General features: G+C 52.5%; 17 protein-coding genes. 6 read left to right on the plus strand and 11 right to left on the minus strand.

Annotated features, from left to right (window positions below):
* Nucleotides 1-9 precede the first annotated feature (9 nt).
* The 4 genes from ACP9M6_RS08255 to ACP9M6_RS08270 form a co-directional block, all read right to left on the minus strand.
* Nucleotides 10-933 (minus strand): DMT family transporter, encoded by a 924-nt coding sequence (locus tag ACP9M6_RS08255; RefSeq protein WP_427450133.1) that lies wholly within the window; start codon nucleotides 931-933, stop codon nucleotides 10-12.
* A 125-nt stretch (nucleotides 934-1,058) separates the two neighbouring features.
* A complete protein-coding gene (locus ACP9M6_RS08260) occupies nucleotides 1,059-1,709 on the minus strand; it encodes a hypothetical protein (RefSeq protein ID WP_427450135.1) in 651 nt (216 codons plus the stop codon).
* 78 nt (nucleotides 1,710-1,787) lie between these two features.
* Nucleotides 1,788-2,258 carry a hypothetical protein gene (locus ACP9M6_RS08265; RefSeq protein WP_427450136.1) on the minus strand — a complete coding sequence of 157 codons (471 nt, stop codon included), beginning with the start codon at nucleotides 2,256-2,258 and terminating at the stop codon, nucleotides 1,788-1,790.
* Nucleotides 2,259-2,354: 96 nt separating this feature from the next.
* Nucleotides 2,355-3,647, minus strand: coding sequence for an adenylosuccinate synthase (locus tag ACP9M6_RS08270; protein WP_427450138.1), 1,293 nt, complete (start codon nucleotides 3,645-3,647; stop codon nucleotides 2,355-2,357).
* 312 nt (nucleotides 3,648-3,959) lie between these two features.
* On the opposite strand from ACP9M6_RS08270, the gene ACP9M6_RS08275 reads away from it, so the two are divergent.
* Together ACP9M6_RS08275 and ACP9M6_RS08280 are read left to right on the plus strand one after the other, a co-directional pair.
* Nucleotides 3,960-4,667: a bacteriorhodopsin-like gene (locus tag ACP9M6_RS08275; protein WP_427454770.1), complete on the plus strand. Its 708-nt coding sequence runs from the start codon at nucleotides 3,960-3,962 to the stop codon at nucleotides 4,665-4,667.
* 99 nt (nucleotides 4,668-4,766) lie between these two features.
* Nucleotides 4,767-5,618 (plus strand): beta-carotene 15,15'-dioxygenase, Brp/Blh family, encoded by an 852-nt coding sequence (locus tag ACP9M6_RS08280; protein ID WP_427450140.1) that lies wholly within the window; start codon nucleotides 4,767-4,769, stop codon nucleotides 5,616-5,618.
* Here ACP9M6_RS08280 and ACP9M6_RS08285 read toward each other — a convergent pair whose 3' ends face one another.
* The 3 genes from ACP9M6_RS08285 to ACP9M6_RS08295 all read right to left on the minus strand — a co-directional run bounded on the left by ACP9M6_RS08285 (nucleotide 5,619) and on the right by ACP9M6_RS08295 (nucleotide 9,128).
* The gene (locus tag ACP9M6_RS08285) at nucleotides 5,619-6,275 is read right to left on the minus strand and encodes an acyloxyacyl hydrolase (protein WP_427450142.1); all 657 of its coding nucleotides are present in this window, start codon (nucleotides 6,273-6,275) and stop codon (nucleotides 5,619-5,621) included.
* A gap of 112 nt (nucleotides 6,276-6,387) precedes the next feature.
* Nucleotides 6,388-7,962, minus strand: a complete 1,575-nt coding sequence (serA, locus tag ACP9M6_RS08290) for a phosphoglycerate dehydrogenase (protein ID WP_427450144.1) — start codon at nucleotides 7,960-7,962, stop codon at nucleotides 6,388-6,390.
* A 2-nt stretch (nucleotides 7,963-7,964) separates the two neighbouring features.
* Nucleotides 7,965-9,128, minus strand: a complete 1,164-nt coding sequence (locus ACP9M6_RS08295; protein ID WP_427450146.1) for a phosphoserine transaminase — start codon at nucleotides 9,126-9,128, stop codon at nucleotides 7,965-7,967.
* Nucleotides 9,129-9,382: 254 nt separating this feature from the next.
* On the opposite strand from ACP9M6_RS08295, the gene ACP9M6_RS08300 reads away from it, so the two are divergent.
* The 4 genes from ACP9M6_RS08300 (at nucleotide 9,383) to ACP9M6_RS08315 (ending at nucleotide 13,282) form a co-directional block, all read left to right on the plus strand.
* A complete protein-coding gene (locus ACP9M6_RS08300; protein WP_427450148.1) occupies nucleotides 9,383-11,047 on the plus strand; it encodes a hypothetical protein in 1,665 nt (554 codons plus the stop codon).
* Nucleotides 11,048-11,056: 9 nt separating this feature from the next.
* Complete coding sequence (locus ACP9M6_RS08305; RefSeq protein WP_427450150.1) at nucleotides 11,057-11,569, plus strand: hypothetical protein; 513 nt, start codon at nucleotides 11,057-11,059, stop codon at nucleotides 11,567-11,569.
* Between the two features lie 69 nt (nucleotides 11,570-11,638).
* A complete protein-coding gene (yghU, locus tag ACP9M6_RS08310; RefSeq protein ID WP_427450151.1) occupies nucleotides 11,639-12,487 on the plus strand; it encodes a glutathione-dependent disulfide-bond oxidoreductase in 849 nt (282 codons plus the stop codon).
* Between the two features lie 90 nt (nucleotides 12,488-12,577).
* Nucleotides 12,578-13,282, plus strand: coding sequence for a hypothetical protein (locus ACP9M6_RS08315; RefSeq protein WP_427450153.1), 705 nt, complete (start codon nucleotides 12,578-12,580; stop codon nucleotides 13,280-13,282).
* Here the strand turns inward: ACP9M6_RS08315 and ACP9M6_RS08320 are convergent.
* The 4 genes from ACP9M6_RS08320 to ACP9M6_RS08335 are packed head-to-tail and all read right to left on the minus strand — an operon-like array spanning nucleotide 13,279 to nucleotide 16,779.
* Nucleotides 13,279-14,205 carry a TauD/TfdA family dioxygenase gene (locus tag ACP9M6_RS08320; protein ID WP_427450155.1) on the minus strand — a complete coding sequence of 309 codons (927 nt, stop codon included), beginning with the start codon at nucleotides 14,203-14,205 and terminating at the stop codon, nucleotides 13,279-13,281. The two genes, ACP9M6_RS08315 and ACP9M6_RS08320, sit on opposite strands and share 4 nt — an antisense overlap.
* Nucleotides 14,206-14,213: 8 nt before the next feature.
* Complete coding sequence (locus ACP9M6_RS08325) at nucleotides 14,214-15,260, minus strand: Gfo/Idh/MocA family protein (RefSeq protein ID WP_427450157.1); 1,047 nt, start codon at nucleotides 15,258-15,260, stop codon at nucleotides 14,214-14,216.
* The gene (locus ACP9M6_RS08330; protein WP_427450159.1) at nucleotides 15,260-16,126 is read right to left on the minus strand and encodes an aldo/keto reductase; all 867 of its coding nucleotides are present in this window, start codon (nucleotides 16,124-16,126) and stop codon (nucleotides 15,260-15,262) included. The genes ACP9M6_RS08325 and ACP9M6_RS08330 overlap by 1 nt, the downstream gene beginning before the upstream one ends.
* Nucleotides 16,123-16,779, minus strand: coding sequence for a glutathione S-transferase family protein (locus ACP9M6_RS08335; protein ID WP_427450161.1), 657 nt, complete (start codon nucleotides 16,777-16,779; stop codon nucleotides 16,123-16,125). The genes ACP9M6_RS08330 and ACP9M6_RS08335 overlap by 4 nt, the downstream gene beginning before the upstream one ends.
* Between the last annotated feature and the right edge of the window lie 63 nt (nucleotides 16,780-16,842).

Raw genomic sequence — 16,842 nt, forward strand, 5'->3', positions numbered from 1 at the left:
TGCGGTCTTTTAACGACCTTTCCTCGCAATCATCAGACCGAGTATAATCACGGCGAGTGAGACGAAAATGCGCCAGTCCAGAGGCTCTGAGAGAAATGTCACACCCAGTATAACGGAGCAGATCGGCACGAGGTAATTAATCTTTGCAATCACGCTCGGCCCGACTTCATCGATGAGCCAGAGATAGGTGACCGTCGCAATACCTGTCGAGCCAATCCCCAAAACCAAGATGCAGATGATAACGGTGAGGTCCGGAATGGGAGCTGGCCCCGCCGTTCCAATCGCCCAAATCATAGACATCGCAGCCCCGGCCAGTAACATCATGGCGGCGCCGACGGCGGAAGGTGTCTCAGGTGCGCGCGCCGCAATAATGGTCGTGCTGGCATAGCAAAAGGCCGCCCCCAAAATCAAAAGTTGGGCCTTCCAATCTGAGACGAGATCCAGCGAAATTTCTGTTGGTAAAAACAGGATAATGATCCCGAAAAAGCCCAGCACAAAACCCAGAGACTTCCAAAAATTGAGTTTTTCGTCGGTAAAAATATGCGCCAAAACAACCGTCATAAGCGGCATTGTACCGACCAAAATAGCGGTCAAACCGCTATCGACAGTTTTCTGCCCGACCGCAATGAGGACGAAAGGCAAACTCGCACCCGTCAGACCCATGGAGAGATACCAAGCCCAGCGTCCGTCTTTTATCGGGGGGAGGCGGTATCCCTTCATCAGACAATAGGCGAGCACCAACCCTGCGCCAAATGTCATGCGATAGGCGACGAGCCATTCCGGAGAGATTGTCCTGACTGCCACGCCGATCAATGTGAAGGCGCTGCCCCAGACCAATACCAGAAATAAGGCAGCCGTGAGGAGAACAGGTGTCTCTATCCCGGTCCGCAACGTATTATTTTGGCTAGGTGCGATGTCGTGTTGTTCGCTCATGCGCGACACCTAAGGCGGTGACACGATCTTGCAATCTATTTTGTGACGCGCCTTCAGGTTTATACAGGTCGTGATGCGAAAGCTGCGTTCACATCATACTCAAATCTTAAAGGAGTTAGGGCCAATTAGGCGTTAGCCGATAGGCCTTGGGTCTTTCGCTTCCGCAACAATCCATAGACCCAGATCTCTGCCAAAGCCATGAGGGTGAAATAGGTCGCGCCCATCGCCATCGCCGCATGTGGATTGTCGACGAAGTCTCCGGAGGTGCCCGTGATGTCGCGAAAATTAATAGCCGTTAGATAAGCGTCTGTCAGGCCCCAGTTCGGTAATCGTTCCGCATTGGCTGAAAATGCGATGATACAAACCATGAATAAGGCCATAGAAATCAGGGACATTCCAAGGGCGCGCATTTTTGCACTCTCAGACGGGTCGGAAAAAATAAACCGCATCCGTATGAGGACAACACCAGCATAAAGCAGCGCGATTGTGTTACCAGGCACCGAGGCATTCATCGCCCAGGCGAAGAGCCCGTAAAAGGGCACGAAAACAAATAGCGCAATCTTGCGCGGAAAAGCGGCCATGAAAATGGCTGAATGGGCGAGCACAAATTCAAAAATCACCAAAGTGGTCAGGGTCGCAATCCGCGCGCCGTCCTGCGGTCCCGGATCCTTCCAAAGCGTAAAATACTGGAACACGAGCAAGCCATAGAGCGCAATGCCGATCCATTCAGAGAGACGCCAGATGGGAGAGGTTGATGTCGGGTGAGTGTCATTCATATTCTAGAAGACGTTCGAGAGTCTTTATCGCTGGGTCAAAGCTTATATGGATTTATAAACGCCCAAAGAGACAGAGAGCTAGCTGCGTAGCAAATTAGGGGGCGGCGAACAGGTCACAGTCACCATCAATAGACCACCCTTATTCCTAAGCTCCGTTACATAGGTCCAGCCTTTATCGGTAAAAAGACGCGAATCTTCGTGGTCACACATCCAGTCTGCCGTATTATATTCCCGAATATTTTTGACTTCCTCCAGAGGGATTTTGATGTCTGACTCGACGACTTCAACAAATGTCGCGCGGGCAGGTTCGATTTCATATTCCAACTGGCCGACAAAATCATAGGTGTCCGTGCCATAAATCGCGCCGGAATAAAATTCTGTGAATTGGTCGACAACGGATGTCATATAGGCATGACGTTCCGTCATAGGGACATCATATACGGATTTCAGGTCGTCGGTTAAAACGTCTGACAGACCATATTCACTGATCCCGTAAATCGCGCCACCAATAACGACGACGCCGCAGATACCCGCTTCTTTTAAGTCCATCTCACCCTCCAACTTTGGATTGGAAATAGACTGAGAGTTTCTATTTAAACGTAAATCGCATTTTGAAATTTGCAATCACGCTTAATGAAACTTGAATCAAGCCTTGAACGGATCCCGCATCAGGATGACGTCTTCGCGTTCGGGGGATGTGCTGACCATGCTGACGGGGCAGCCGATGAGTTCTTCGATATGGCGAACATATTTCACAGCCTCAGCCGGAAGGTCGGCCCAGCTGCGGGCACCGCGTGTGCTGCCCTGCCAACCCGGCATTGTCTCATAGATGGGCTCGACAGCGGCTTGGTTTGCCGCCCCGGCGGGGAGCCGTTTGATGATTTTACCGTCTAAGCGATATCCGACGCAGATTTTCAATTCAGGAGATCCGTCTAACACGTCCAGTTTTGTGAGGGCGATGCCCGTAATGCCGCCCGTGATGATCGCTTGTTTGACCATGACAGCATCAAACCAGCCGCAGCGACGCTGACGTCCTGTAACAGTCCCGAATTCATGGCCGCGTTCACCTAGCCGCTGCCCGACATCGTCAAAGAGTTCCGTGGGGAAGGGACCTTCACCGACACGGGTTGTGTAGGCTTTTGTGATGCCCAAAACATAGTTGAGCGAACCGGGACCCATGCCGGTTCCCGCGGCTGCCTGTCCGGCGATCGTATTAGAACTTGTCACAAATGGGTAAGTGCCGTGATCGATATCGAGCATTGCGCCTTGTGCGCCTTCAAACAGAATTCGCTTTTCGGCTTTTTTTGCTTCTTCCAACGTATGCCAAACGGGGGCCATGTAAGGAAGGATTTGCGGGGCAATATCGAGTAGCTTCTGCGTCAATTCCGTTGCATCGCTCTCCGGTTGGCCCAGACCCCGACGCAGGGCATTATGATGATGGAGCAAGTTTTCAATCCGTGCCTGAAGATGTTCCGCATCGGCGAGGTCGCAAACGCGAATGGCGCGGCGGGCGACTTTGTCTTCATAGGCCGGACCAATGCCGCGCTTTGTTGTGCCGATTTTGACGCCGTCCACGCGGTTCTCGCGAATACCGTCCAACTCGGAATGGATAGGTAAGATCAGGGCGGCGGACTCTGAGATTTGCAAACTCTCGGCATTAATCGTCACGCCCTGGGCCTTGATCCGTTTGACTTCATCGAGGAACGCCCATGGGTCGAGGACCACGCCATTGCCAATGACGGAGAGTTTGCCGCCGCGTACTATACCAGAAGGGAGTAGAGAGAGTTTATAGGTCGTGCCGTCCACCACCAGAGTATGACCCGCATTATGTCCTCCTTGGAACCGGGCGACAACGTCAGCGCGGCTGGATAACCAATCGACAATCTTACCTTTACCTTCGTCTCCCCACTGGGAACCGACAACGACGACATTTGCCATGATGAACCTTAAAACGAAAAAACGCGACAGAGCTGTGAAGCTCGCCGCGTTAGGATGACTTCGTTTAGCGCATAACTGAACCGAGGGCAGGTTTCCAGATGCAGGCGCGATTTATACCCCGAAAACTTATTTGTTGCCGAAAATCAGTTTCTTCGCAGGTATGGTGCCAATTCTGGACTTAATCCAAATTGTTCCGAATTGACGCAGGTTAACAAAATCACAAACCAAACCGCCTTTCCAATCCGTAACGTTTTCATAACCAACTATATTGTTGGGAATCCACCTTTGGAGGGAAATATGGAAAAAACAGGTATGTTGGACCCGACAGATCTTGTCGGAGTCTCTTTTTGGATCATCTCAGCCGCTATGCTGGCTGCGACGTTCTTTTTCTGGGTCGAACGTGACCGTGCGGTTGGGAAGTGGAAAACATCCCTAACCGTCGCAGCAATGGTAACGGGTATTGCAGCCCTGCATTATTTCTACATGCGCGGCGTCTGGGCAATGACGGGCGAAAGCCCAACGGTCTTCCGTTATGTTGACTGGCTGTTGACAGTGCCATTGCAGATTGTTGAGTTCTTCTTGATTCTATCTGCAATCACACTCGTCCGGACGAGCTTGTTCTGGAAACTGTTGATTGCATCATTGGTAATGTTGATCACGGGTTATCTGGGTGAAGTCTATCAAGGTTCGCTATTATGGCCGATGTTTATCGTGGGTACGCTCGCGTGGTTATACATCATTTATGAAATCTTTGCGGGTGAAGCCAGCAAGCTCAGCAATGAGTTTGGTACCGTCGCATCCAAGAAAGCGTTTAATGCGCTGCGTTGGATCGTGACTGTCGGCTGGGCGATTTACCCAATTGGTTACATCGTTGGTTATATCGGTGAGCCGGGTGCAAATGATGCCATTCTGAACCTGGTCTACAACCTCGCAGATTTTGTGAACAAAATCGCATTCGGTGTTGTGATCTGGGCAGCAGCCACATCAGAGAACCATGCTGAACCAACGTCAATGAAGTAATTCTACGACTTGGCATGATAAGGCGACCCCAATATGGGGTCGCCTTTTTTGAAAGGGAAAGACATCGCTTTTCAATCGGTAACAACTTATCAGAAACCTATGTCTTGGCCCGCATCACTTTCCAAGCGGTCCGTTTGGATTGCTTTTACATGTCTATGCGCTCTGGGGTTTTATGCGGTTCAATCCGTTTCGCCAGTCGCAGCCTTCTGGCTCGCGATCTTCTTTTTTATCTTGGGTGTCCCGCACGGCGCGGTTGAACGCCTCCCCCATCAACGTCGTGTTATGATGCCAACCTTGGCCTATACCGCCTTATATATTGTTTTTGGTATTCTGGTCTATTCCAGTTGGCTGATTTCGCCCGTTGGAACCTTGGTTGTCTTCCTGACATTATCCGCAATTCATTTTGGTCTGTCTGAACCGCATATTCTCTCGCTTGGGGCTTGGGTTACACTCGGGTCTTTTCTAAATTACCCAGTAGAGACATTGGAGATATTTTCATTCCTCACCCGGTCCGACCTGAGCGTTGCGCTGGCTGTGGAGACAGGTCGTTACTTTTCGATTATCTGTGCTCTTATCGTTTTAGGCGAAACGGCTATTCGATTGTTGCGGCGGCAATCTGTCGACCTGTTTCGTGTGATAGCATTACTGACGATTTTTATTTTTCTGCCGCCCGTGACAGCCGTTGCGCTCTACTTCTTCTGCTTTCACAGCTTGTGCGAAATGCGCAAAACGTTGGAAGGCCTGTCCCGGCATCAAGGTTATCTGGACCTCAAATCAATTTCGAAACTTTACGCACCCGCTTCAATTCCCGCCCTGATTGGGGCAGGCATTATCATCTGGGCCGTGCAAGCCGGATATGTACCGATTTATCTGGCGGCAGGCTTGGGCGTCGCCTTCATCATTCCTCACATGCTTCCTGTGGAGAAACTGCTGGAACTTGATCGCGCTTAACTAGAAGTGACGGGCCAGTCGGAAGCCGACCGTGTCGACACCCTCATTCGGGCGGTTCTGAACAAGAATTTTACCATTAGACAGATGTTCGGCGAAAATATGCGCCGACCAATCGTCATTCCAGCGATAACCGAGCGAAATTTGCTGGCGGAACAGGATGCGGCTACCAAAGTCGATTTCGGTGTTTTGACGGTTCTGGAACTCTGCAATATCGACTTGAAATTGCGCGACTTCAGCGGCGGATAGGCCGGGCGCAATGCTCGGATCATCGGCTACGCGTTGCACGAGATCGGACGGCATGGCTTCAATCGTACCGTCATGTGCGGCGAGGCCAAAGCTGAAATCAAAGTAGAACTTTTCCGCAAAGGTCTGACGCCAGAGGAGGCCCGCGCCGCCATGTGAGGTTTCACCCTCAAGATTGAGAGACCCACCAATATAGGGTTGGGGGGAGAGCGCCCATTTCAGAAACTCAGGCTCTTCGAAAATGATTTCGCCGTTCAGTGCAACTGAGCGTTCTTTGTCTGCGCCCGAACCAAAACCCGTCCAGTCGATATCATGTATATTAATGCCCAAACGGACTTCTGAGACTTGTGCAAAAGCTGTGCTTGCGAACAGCGTGGAGAGACCGAGCGTGGCGGCGAATAAAATAGACTTCATGATAGCACCCTAAAAATTATGCTCCCGTGATAAGTCTGTTTGCATAATCATCAAGCGCAAAATTGTCATCACCCGACTAGGTCAGGTGATGACCGGTTGGAATAAGAGATTGCTAAATCGAAACGACATCCACGATTTTGACCTGATCAATGTTCGCGATTTCGTCAGCAACTTTATCTGAGACTGCGCCGTCAACACTCACAAGGCAAACGGCTTCCTTGCCTTTCTTCATGCGTCCCAGAGAGAAGGTCGCGATGTTGACTTTATTGTCACCCAGCACGCGACCCAATTCACCGATGAAACCGGGTTTGTCCTCATTCCGGACATAGATCATATGCTCAGAGAAAGCGGCATCCATCGGCACGCCGAAGAGACGCACAATGCGCGGCTCGCCGCGATAGATTGTACCGACAACAGCATATTTACGTTCCGTCGTCTCAACGGTTACGCGGATGAGGGACTCGGCGCGTTCGGCTTCCTCGACATAGCTCTCTTTGATCTCGATTCCGCGTTCTTTCGCGAGGCCGGGGGCGGAGACCATATTGACTTCCGGCATGGCGGCTTTGAGAAGTCCGGCGAGGGCCGCAGCCGTCATCGGGTTGGTATTCAATTCTGTAACCGCGCCTTTGTAAGTAAACTCAACTGATTTCACTGGGGAATGGAGGAGTTGCCCGGTCATCGTGCCGAGCTTATCCGCCAGATCAACGAATGGCTTGAGACGCGGGGCTTCTTCCGCCGAAATTGACGGCGTATTCAGCGCGTTGGATACGGCACCCGTCAGGAGATAATCCGCCATTTGTTCGGCAACCTGCACGGCGACATTTTCCTGCGCTTCCAGCGTGGAGGCACCGAGATGCGGTGTTGCGATGAAGTTTGGCGTGCCAAAGAGGGGGTGCTGCTTCGCGGGTTCAACCGCAAAGACGTCGAGCGCAGCGGCGCGGACATGTCCGGCTTCCAGCGCGTCTTTCAACGCTTCCTCATCGACCAATCCGCCGCGGGCGCAATTGACAATGATGATGCCTTTTTTGGTCATGCCGAGGCGTTCGCGGGAGACAATGCCCTTCGTGCTCTCGACGAGCGGTGTGTGAAGCGTAATCGCATCCGCGCGTTGGAACAGGGCGTCCAATTCGACTTTTTCGACACCCAATTTCACGGCGCGTTCCTCGGTGAGGTAAGGGTCGAAAGCTATAACTTTCATCTTTAAGCCAAGCGCGCGTTCCGCAACCAGTGCGCCGATATTCCCGCACCCGACAATGCCGAGCGTCTTATTAAACAACTCCACGCCTTTAAAATCAGATTTCGGCCATTCGCCGTTTTGTGTGCGAGCGGACGCAGCAGGGATCTGGCGGGCGGCAGAGAAGAGCATGGCAATCGCATGTTCAGCTGTCGTGATGGCGTTTCCGAACGGCGTATTCATGACGACCACACCACGGTCTGTGGCGGCTTTGATGTCGATATTGTCGACACCGATACCGGCACGGCCAATGACTTTCAGGTTCGTGGCAGCGGCGATAATCTCTGCGTCAGGTCGTGTGGAGGAGCGAACGGCAAGGCCGTCATACTCATGGATGATCTCCAGAATTTCTTCCTTGGACAGACCCGTGATGACATCAACATCGACGCCGCGGTTTTTGAAAACCTGTGTCGCAGCAGGCGACATTTTATCGGAAATGAGAACTTTAGGCATGATTATAACTCCGCAGCTTTTGTTTCAAACGCCCAGTCCAACCAAGGCAGGACAGCGTGCACATCTTCAATCGGTGTCAGGCCGGACACCCAAAGGCGAAAACCCGGAGGCGCGGTGCGATATGCGCCGAAATCGAGCGCGACATTTTCTTCGCCTAGAAGCGTCACGATGGATTTGGCGAAAGCGGCCTGTTCGTCTTTGGGCAATGATGTCACGCGCGGGTCGACGATTTTCAGGCAGACGCCCGTGTTCGAGCGTTCAGCTTCATTCTCCGCAAGATTTGCAATCCAGTCGCGTTTTTCGATCCAATCCCAAATCACCTGCGCATTGGCATCGGCGCGTTCATGCATGCCTTGCAACCCGCCATTGGCTTTCGCCCATTTCAGACCATCGAGGTGGTCTTCGGCACAGAGCAGGGACGGTGTGTTAATTGTCGCGCCCTGAAAAATGCCTTCAATTAATTTGCCGCCCTTTGTCAGGCGGAAAATCTTCGGCAGGGGCCAAGGCGGGTTATAGCTTTCCAGTCGTTCGACAGCGTGAGGCGACAGGATGAGCATACCATGTGCGGCTTCCCCGCCCATGACTTTCTGCCAAGAGTAAGTCACGACGTCGAGCTTTTCCCACGGCAAATTCTGCGCGAAGACGGCGGAGGTCGCATCACAAATTGTGACCCCTTCGCGGTCATCGGGGATGAAACTGTAATCGACGACTTTCACACCGGATGTTGTACCATTGGCCGTAAAGACGAGGTCGCGGTCGCCCGTATATTTATGAAGTTCCGGGAGTTGCCCGTAATCCGCTGTCAGAAGGCGGAGGTCCTTGAGGGGGAGTTGCTTATCCGCATCGGTCACCCAAGCCTGTCCAAAATTCTCCCAAGCCGCGACATCGACACCGCGTTCACCGAGCATGGACCACATCGCCATTTCAACCGCGCCCGTATCCGAGGCGGGGACGATACCAATCCGGTAATCATCTGGAACTTGTAGAACTTCACGGGTGAGGTCGATGACCTCTTTGAGCTTGGCTTTACCAAGAGCTGAACGGTGAGAGCGTCCGAGTGCGGCATCAGATAGCGCATCCAGCGACCAGCCGGGGCGCTTACGTGTTGGTCCCGCAGAAAAACGGGGATCGGCCGGACGGATGTCCGGTTTGGGTAGATTAGTCACAATGTCTCCTGTGGTGCGTTTTTATACACCGCTAGAGTTTCGCCTCAGTGGGGAGGCGGGGCCCACGCGGCGCATAGTCGCGAAGAGGGCGAGTCGTCAAGTCGGTAGGCACGATAAACGCATTTCCGCCTCATTCTCCGTTCAGGCTCACTAAAATATGATTATGAAAATGAAGGATTACGGCAGTTCAGCTCTTCCCAAATGGTGGATTGTCAAACAAAGAGATGAGGGGACAGTTTGAAGGACAAGTATAGATGAAATTCTTTTCCCCGGTTCATGTTCTGGCGACAGCAAGTTGTGCTGTCATCATATCCGCCTGTAGCGGTGGGGGCGGTAGCTCAACAGAAACACCAAGGCCCGTCACCACAACGCCTCCACAACCCCCCGTTTCCGTAACCCTGTCCGGGACAGTCAGTTATGACCGCGTTCCACTGAACCAAACAACAAATGGATTAAATTTTGACGGTACATTCCAGCAACCAATCCGGGCGGCAACGGTTGAGCTTCTGAACAATGCGGGCTCTATCCTGCAAGAAACTGTTTCCGGTGATGACGGTTCATATAGTTTTACACTGGACTCCGGACAGGATGTTCGTGTCCGCGTGAAAGCCGAAATTGAGCGCTTGGGACAAAGCGAAATTGACTTACGAGTTCTCGATAACACATCCGGAAATTCGCTTTATGCCTTGGATGGCAGTCTTTCTGCGATGCCGCGCTCTAACCAGATCAGAGATCTGAATGCTGGCTCAGGATGGGGCGGGACATCCTACACAGGCGCGCGCGCTGCCGGACCATTCGCGATCCTGGATACGATGTTTGAGGTCATGGAGCAGTTTAAAGATGTTGATGCCGATGTCGATTTTCCGCCACTTCAGGTTTTCTGGAGCGAGAATAATCGGCCCATCGCGGGGAGTATTTCGGACGGAGAGGTCACAACATCGTTCTATTCTATAATCGGTGGTCTGCCGACCGTTGTCATTCTCGGCGCGGAAAATACAGATACGGATGAATTTGACCGCCATGTCGTGACACATGAATTTGGCCATTATTTCGAAAACCGTTTAAGTCGTGCTGACTCTATCGGTGGCCCTCATTCCAGCGCAGATCGATTGGACCCGCGCGTGGCTTTTGGCGAAGGGTTTGGAAATGCTTTGGCTGCGATTATTATTGAAGATGATCCTACATATCGCGACAGTTTCGGGTCACGGCAATCGGGCGGCTTTGAAATCAATGCGGAGGCGGATAGTTTTACCGAAAATGGCACGCCTGTTTTCAGGTCGTTTATTGGCTGGTATTCTGAACTGACAGTCTATCAAATGTTATATGATTTATTTGATGTGAATAATGAATCTTCTGACAATGTTACATTTGGATTGGAGCCGTTTTACCGAACTTTCAGGGAGGCCGATTATACGAATACGGAAGCCTTCACGACGATTTTTTCCTATCTTGATGCCTATAAACAGCAAGCGGGTGTCGATGCCGATGCGGTTACGGAACTCGCGCGACGTCGTGGCATTAATGGGGTAGGTATATTCGGAGAAGGTGAAACAAATGATGACGGCTTTGACGATGCGCTTCCCGTTTATTTGGAGGTCGCCACGGATGGTACCCCGTCACAGGTCTGCACGACCGACAGATTTGGCGAATTTAATAAATTGGGTAATCGCCGTTTTCTGAAATTCGACGTCGCAACAGCCGGCACTTTTAACTTTGAGATGCGCGTGACCCCATCCGGTGGAAGAACGGACCCTGATTTCATCGTCTTCCTTGAGGGCCAGCCTGTTCTCACCGGTTTTTCCGCCACGCTTGGCCGCGAAACGGCATCTGCCTCGCTTCAACCCGGAACTTACGTTATTGACGCTTACGATGATCGCGGTTCCGTTGGTGGCGTTTGCCACAATTTCACAATTCAATAGAGGTTGAACATGTCGATTTATAAAACAGGCCTTTTTGTCCTTGGTGCCTCAATTTTGATGGCTTGCGCCGCGCCATCGACGCAGCAGCCTGAAAACAAGGTGGAAAAGGCGTATACGCCAAAACCTGGCGCGGCGGTTGAGTTCTCCAGCGAAGTTCCAAAATCGATGGTGGCGGGCCAATATCAAACTGTTAAATTGAAGTTTGCCGAGTCCTATCCGGAGAACGCTCTGTCCATCTCCTTAACAACATCCAAAGGATTATCCCTCTTTGGCGGGATGGACCGTAAATCATTCGATATGGGCGCGGGTCGTGAGCACGTTTGGGACATTGATGTGTCCGCTGCAGAGGACGGCATCTATTTCCTCAATGTTTTCGTTGAAGCGGACGGCCAGCCCCGTGCATTTAGCGTGAAACTGGAAATTGGCGATGTCACCCCGGCTATGCGTAACCGTGCGGTGAAGTCCACAGGCGAAGTCGTGAACGGCGTACGCGTCATGGAAGCGGAAGAAGCCATCCGCTAGGTTCACAAACCCGTCACTTCCCCTGCGGCTTCCATTCCTCTAATCCTCTCTCAAATTATGGAGAGAGAGATGAGCGACCAAACATTATCCGACTGGACCCCGCCAAAGGTCTGGGAAAACACGTCATCGGGCGGGAAATTTGCAAATATTAACCGCCCAACGGCGGGAAAAACGCATGAGAAAGAGCTGCCTGTTGGGAAGCACCCGTTCCAACTTTACTCCCTCGGCACGCCTAATGGCGTCAAAGTCACGATCATGCTGGAAGAACTTTTGGCCGCTGGCGTGGAGGACGCGGAATATGACGCTTGGCTGATAAATATCGGCGAGGGCGACCAGTTCGGATCGGGCTTTGTGGACGTGAACCCGAATTCAAAAATTCCTGCCATGATGGACCGCTCCGGCGATGAACCGCGCCGTATTTTCGAATCCGGTTCTATTCTCATGCACCTCGCCGAAAAATTCGGTATGTTCCTGCCGGAGGACGGGCAGGCGCGCACAGAGTGTCTGTCCTGGCTGTTCTGGCAAGTCGGCTCCGCCCCTTATCTCGGTGGCGGATTCGGCCATTTCTACGCCTATGCCCCGATGAAAATCCAATATTGCATCGACCGTTTTTCAATGGAGACGAAACGTCAACTGGACGTGCTGGACCAACGTTTGGCGCAGTCAGAGTTTATCGCCGGCGATGAGTTGACGATCGCAGATATGGCGATTTACCCATGGTACGGCGCGATGGCGCGCGGGCTCCTCTATGAGGGCGGCGAGTTTTTGCAGGTTCAGAGTTATAAGCATTTACAGCGCTGGACCAAACAACTCGCGGCACGTCCTGCCTTTCGGCGGGGACAGCTCGTCAATCGCTATTGGGACAATAAAGGCCTGAAAGAGCGCCATGATGCGTCCGATTTTGATGGCCTGCTTTAGAGGCTAACCTCTCGTTAAACTTGCGGGTCAATTGCGCGTTAAACCTTATTGAATAAGGCCCTTCTCAATTAACTTGGGTAGGGCTTTTTCATGACGTTTAAAAAACTTATCGTGCTGAGCGTTTGTGCCGCTGCTATTACAGCCTGTTCATCCCATCAGGGTTATCAATCCTATCAAGCACCGGCCTATAATAATCCCGGCAAATTCGGGGTTGGGCTGGGTGTCGGCACAACGGGCGCAACGGTCGAGGCCAAATATGCACCGTCCGAGACCGTTATGTTACGCGGCAGCTATAACTATCTCGATTTCTCCATGGACGAAGAATTCGATGACATTGATTATGATGGCGATTTCAAAGCGAACACAGTTGCGGGATTTGTTGATATTGCGCCCTTTCATAACGGTTTCATCGTTTCCGGTGGGGCTTATATCGGTGACAAGACACTGAACTTGGATGCAACGCCGACAACCAATGTTGAAATTGGCGACACTTTATTCACACCCGAAGAGGTCGGCACTTTGAACGGACAGGCAGAGCTTCGCAACTTCGCGCCCTATGCCGGTATTGGGTATGACAGCTTTATCTCAAGCTCCACAAATTGGTCCTTTAATGCGCGTGCAGGCATTATGTTTACAGGCGCCCCGAAAGCAGAACTCGTCTCAGCGAATGGTACGCTTTCAAGTGATCCACGCCTTCGTGCTGAATTGGATGCAGAGGTGAGTGCCATTGAAGATGACGCCGAGGATTACCGCTATTATCCAGTCGTCACAGTTGGTCTGACCCGCCGTTTTTAAGCTACCAGCGCGGCTAGAACCCGCCGTTTCCCCGTAAAGGGACGGCGACCGTGCATGACGCGGTAATTATCCAGCAGGGCGACATCGCCCGCTTGCCAGTTTAGGTCATAGCTGACCTCATCGGCGATACGGATCGCGGTTTGAAGCGCGCGAATATCCAATGGATCACCATTGCCCAGCGTCACGGATTTTGACGGGTCATTTCGACTGTCTTTCCACCCGCGAAATGCCGCAATTAATTGATTGAAGAAACTCTCTGACCCGTCCGGTAATTCGCGAATGGCGGGCAGAGCCGGACTCGTGACGCGGAGTGTTTCATCCGCATTCCAGACATAGTTATATCCCAATTCATCCAATCGTGCTTCGGCGGCGGCTTTCGTATCCCGGCTAAGCGTCGAGCGCCAAGAGCGGCCCTGTCCGGAATTTGGATCATCTGTCGCCGGCATCGTGTTGCTATAGCGCACACCCTGTAAGCGTAGCGCGGCGACGAGGTCTGGCTCGGCTTTTGTGAGCTGCTCAAATACAATATCAGAGCGACAAATTGGTGTGGCGCCGCCCGTTTCCGGCGCAATCATGCAGGAAAAGAACAGCTTGCCGGGATAATAAGGCGTCTGAGCCATTTCGTGATGGAGATAGATGGACACATCCGCTGGGGCTTCATTGGCGGTGAAAACGCGGGATGTCAGGTTCACCCGAACGGCATTGGACAGGCTGTCCGCATAGGTGAAACCAAGTTCGCCGTAACCTTCCACAGCGTCATGAAAATCTTCAGGGGAGGTGATATTAAAGCCGCGAAAGAGAACGGTTCCGGTCTCGGCGAGTCTAGTGTCTACCTCTGCCTTATGCGTCGCAATCCATTTTGAAAGATCACCCTTGCCATGAATGATACGGGGAAAGTCGATCCCGTTATAAGTTTGCGTCATATCCAATCTCATTCGCCTATATGGACGGGCAATCCCGTTTCAATTGATTGATGCGCGGCGCCGCCGATTTTGACCGACCAGAGTCCGTCTTCTGCCGTGACCGTTGCTTTGCCTTTTTCAGTCAAAGCGCGGTGGAAATCCAGTAATTGGAAATAGGTCGCGCCGTGATGATCGCCTGCAGAGAGGGCTTCTGCGGGCGTTTCAATTTCACGCGAATACCCTTCACCGCGAAGAGGAGACCACTCCAATATGGCTTCCGGAATGGAGACAGACAGTCGTCCTTCCGGTCCAACGACATGTAACCGTTCTTCCTGATGGGTTAAGTTTGCAAACATGCAGAGTTCGAGGACTGCCCGCGCCCCGTTTTCAAAATCCAGCATAACATAGGCATTGTCGAGAATATCTGGTCTCCGTCCCTCATAGCGCTCGTCCAGATGGTTCACATCCATCCCGCCACTCGCATAAACGCGGATCGGGTCACTCTGTAAAATCACACGCATAAGGTCGAAAAAGTGACAACATTTCTCAATCAATGTTCCGCCCGTATTTTCCGAAAATCGGTTCCAATTCCCGACCTTTGGCAAGAACGGAAAACGATGTTCGCGAAAGGTCAGCATTTTTACCGGTCCTGTGAGACCTGAATGAACTTGCTCAATAAAAGCCGTGATAGGCGGCATATAACGATATTCGAGGCCCACCCAGAACAGGTTGGGGTAGGTGTCTGCGAGAGCGGCGAGCTGTTGCGCATCCTCAACCGTCGTCGCCAGTGGTTTTTCAATTAGAAGGGCGGCCCCGAATTCCGCGATGTCATTGATGATCTCAAAGTGGCGGAAGTTCGGCGCGGCGATGATGACGGCGTCGGGCTGAACCTCGCGCATCATTGTCATGTAATCCTCAAAGACTTGAACGTCTTCTCCGGCGTCATGACCCGACCATTTGCGGGAGCCTGCATCTGGATCTGCGAGGGCGATGAGTTCCGCACAGGGCACGAGCGCCAGATTGGCGATATGTTCCCGTCCCATCATGCCGGCGCCGATAATGGCGTAAGTTGTCATCAGGGCATGCCTTCGCCGCGATAGGCCTCAATCACATCGTAAAATTCGCGGCCCATTAGATTGATCTGCGCGGCATAGGCGGACTCCGCGATGCGTTCGACTTTTTGCGTGCCGATAATGGGAACGACATTTGCGCCATGTGCACGGGTAAAGGCGAGGGCGGTGACGCTGCGCGAGACGCCGTAGGCGGTGGCGATTTTATCGAGTGCCGTTTGGACGGGGCCCTCTTCGGTCGGAATTTTTCCGCCCCCAAGCGGGGACCAGCCCAGCACAGTCGCGCCCGTTTCCATTGCGTAATCCAATGTCCCGTCCGTGATCGGGTCCTGTTGCAGGGCCGAAAATTCGGGCTGCAATGTCGCGATGGGCGTTTCCAGATGGGCTTGGAGGGCGCGGGTCTGGGCGACGGTAAAGTTGGACACCCCGATGGACCGCGCCTTGCCCGAGGCGACGATTTCGTTCAAGGCCCGCGCAGTTTCCGCAAAGGGTGTGGACAGGTCGGGACGATGGATTTGGTAGAGGTCGACAAAATCCGTTTTCAAACGCGTCAGCGACGCGTCCATCGCGTCCATGATATAGCGATAGGAACTGTCATAGGGTCGAACGGCGTCAATACCGCCCTTCGTCGTGAGGACCATTTGCCCTCGTAGTTTTGGTGACGCCGACAAGACTTCGCCCAGCAATTCTTCCGCTCCGCCAAAGCCGCGCGGTTCACCAAAGCCGTAAATATCAGCCGTGTCGATGAGGGTCATGCCATTATCCAGCGCCGCCCTGATGAGGCCGTCCGCGGTCTTCACATCATGTTCGGCAAAACGCCAACAGCCGAAGGCAATCTTGCCAATGGTGATATCCGTCTGTCCCAGCTTCATCCTTCAAAATCCTTTGCGTCAGCGAATGCCAGTTGGAAGGCGGGGCGCGATTTCATGCGTTTCATATAGTCTTTCAAGACGGGATTGGCGCAGAGACCATAAGCCCGCGCCCAATTCAAATTCTGCCCCGTCAGGCAATCTGCGGCGGTAAATGTCTCGCCGCAAATAAACGCATTCTCAGAAAGACGTGCGACGAGTTGCGGCGTGATTTCATTCTCGATTTTATCCCGATTGAATTGCGCGAAGGCCGCATTACGGGCGGCTTTGGGTAGGATGTTTTCATGCAGGCGGATATTCCAAAGCATCTGGTCCATCCACGATCCGCCCAGTGCCAAGATTTGCAGATAGTCTGCACGGGCTTTCAGATCGCTTGGTTTCGGCGCAAATCTGTCGTCCAAATCTGCCAGCCAAGTCAGGATTGCCATGGATTCGAAAATGACCTGTTCTGATCCATCGGCATAGGTCACTTCGAGGACAGGCACGGCGTGGTTCGGGTTCTTCGCCAGATATTCCGGCGTATATTGCCCCCCCTGCCGCAGGGCTACGCGATGAACCTCGAAATCTTCGCCCCGCATTTCATGCAAGAGCCATTTCACCCGCGCGGAACGGGAAAGGGGATAATGATGAAGGGTCAGGTTTTTGATTTCGGACATGTGGTACAGCTAACCCGAGATAGCTAGAAATACACCCTTATTTTTACAGGTTCCAAGCTTGTC

The organism is Litorimonas sp. WD9-15 (assembly GCF_050271975.1).
Taxonomy (GTDB): Bacteria; Pseudomonadota; Alphaproteobacteria; order Caulobacterales; family Maricaulaceae; genus Litorimonas.

Coding starts and splice junctions, on each gene's coding strand:
- ACP9M6_RS08305 (WP_427450150.1), top strand. CDS start 11,057: ATGTCGATTTATAAAACAGGCCTTTTTGTCCTTGGTGCCTCAATTTTG.
- yghU (WP_427450151.1), top strand. CDS start 11,639: ATGAGCGACCAAACATTATCCGACTGGACCCCGCCAAAGGTCTGGGAA.
- ACP9M6_RS08280 (WP_427450140.1), top strand. CDS start 4,767: ATGTCTTGGCCCGCATCACTTTCCAAGCGGTCCGTTTGGATTGCTTTT.
- ACP9M6_RS08335 (WP_427450161.1), bottom strand. CDS start 16,779: ATGTCCGAAATCAAAAACCTGACCCTTCATCATTATCCCCTTTCCCGT.
- ACP9M6_RS08300 (WP_427450148.1), top strand. CDS start 9,383: ATGAAATTCTTTTCCCCGGTTCATGTTCTGGCGACAGCAAGTTGTGCT.
- ACP9M6_RS08315 (WP_427450153.1), top strand. CDS start 12,578: ATGACGTTTAAAAAACTTATCGTGCTGAGCGTTTGTGCCGCTGCTATT.
- ACP9M6_RS08255 (WP_427450133.1), bottom strand. CDS start 933: ATGAGCGAACAACACGACATCGCACCTAGCCAAAATAATACGTTGCGG.
- ACP9M6_RS08260 (WP_427450135.1), bottom strand. CDS start 1,709: ATGAATGACACTCACCCGACATCAACCTCTCCCATCTGGCGTCTCTCT.
- ACP9M6_RS08270 (WP_427450138.1), bottom strand. CDS start 3,647: ATGGCAAATGTCGTCGTTGTCGGTTCCCAGTGGGGAGACGAAGGTAAA.
- ACP9M6_RS08320 (WP_427450155.1), bottom strand. CDS start 14,205: ATGACGCAAACTTATAACGGGATCGACTTTCCCCGTATCATTCATGGC.
- serA (WP_427450144.1), bottom strand. CDS start 7,962: ATGCCTAAAGTTCTCATTTCCGATAAAATGTCGCCTGCTGCGACACAG.
- ACP9M6_RS08330 (WP_427450159.1), bottom strand. CDS start 16,126: ATGAAGCTGGGACAGACGGATATCACCATTGGCAAGATTGCCTTCGGC.
- ACP9M6_RS08285 (WP_427450142.1), bottom strand. CDS start 6,275: ATGAAGTCTATTTTATTCGCCGCCACGCTCGGTCTCTCCACGCTGTTC.
- ACP9M6_RS08265 (WP_427450136.1), bottom strand. CDS start 2,258: ATGGACTTAAAAGAAGCGGGTATCTGCGGCGTCGTCGTTATTGGTGGC.
- ACP9M6_RS08275 (WP_427454770.1), top strand. CDS start 3,960: ATGTTGGACCCGACAGATCTTGTCGGAGTCTCTTTTTGGATCATCTCA.
- ACP9M6_RS08325 (WP_427450157.1), bottom strand. CDS start 15,260: ATGACAACTTACGCCATTATCGGCGCCGGCATGATGGGACGGGAACAT.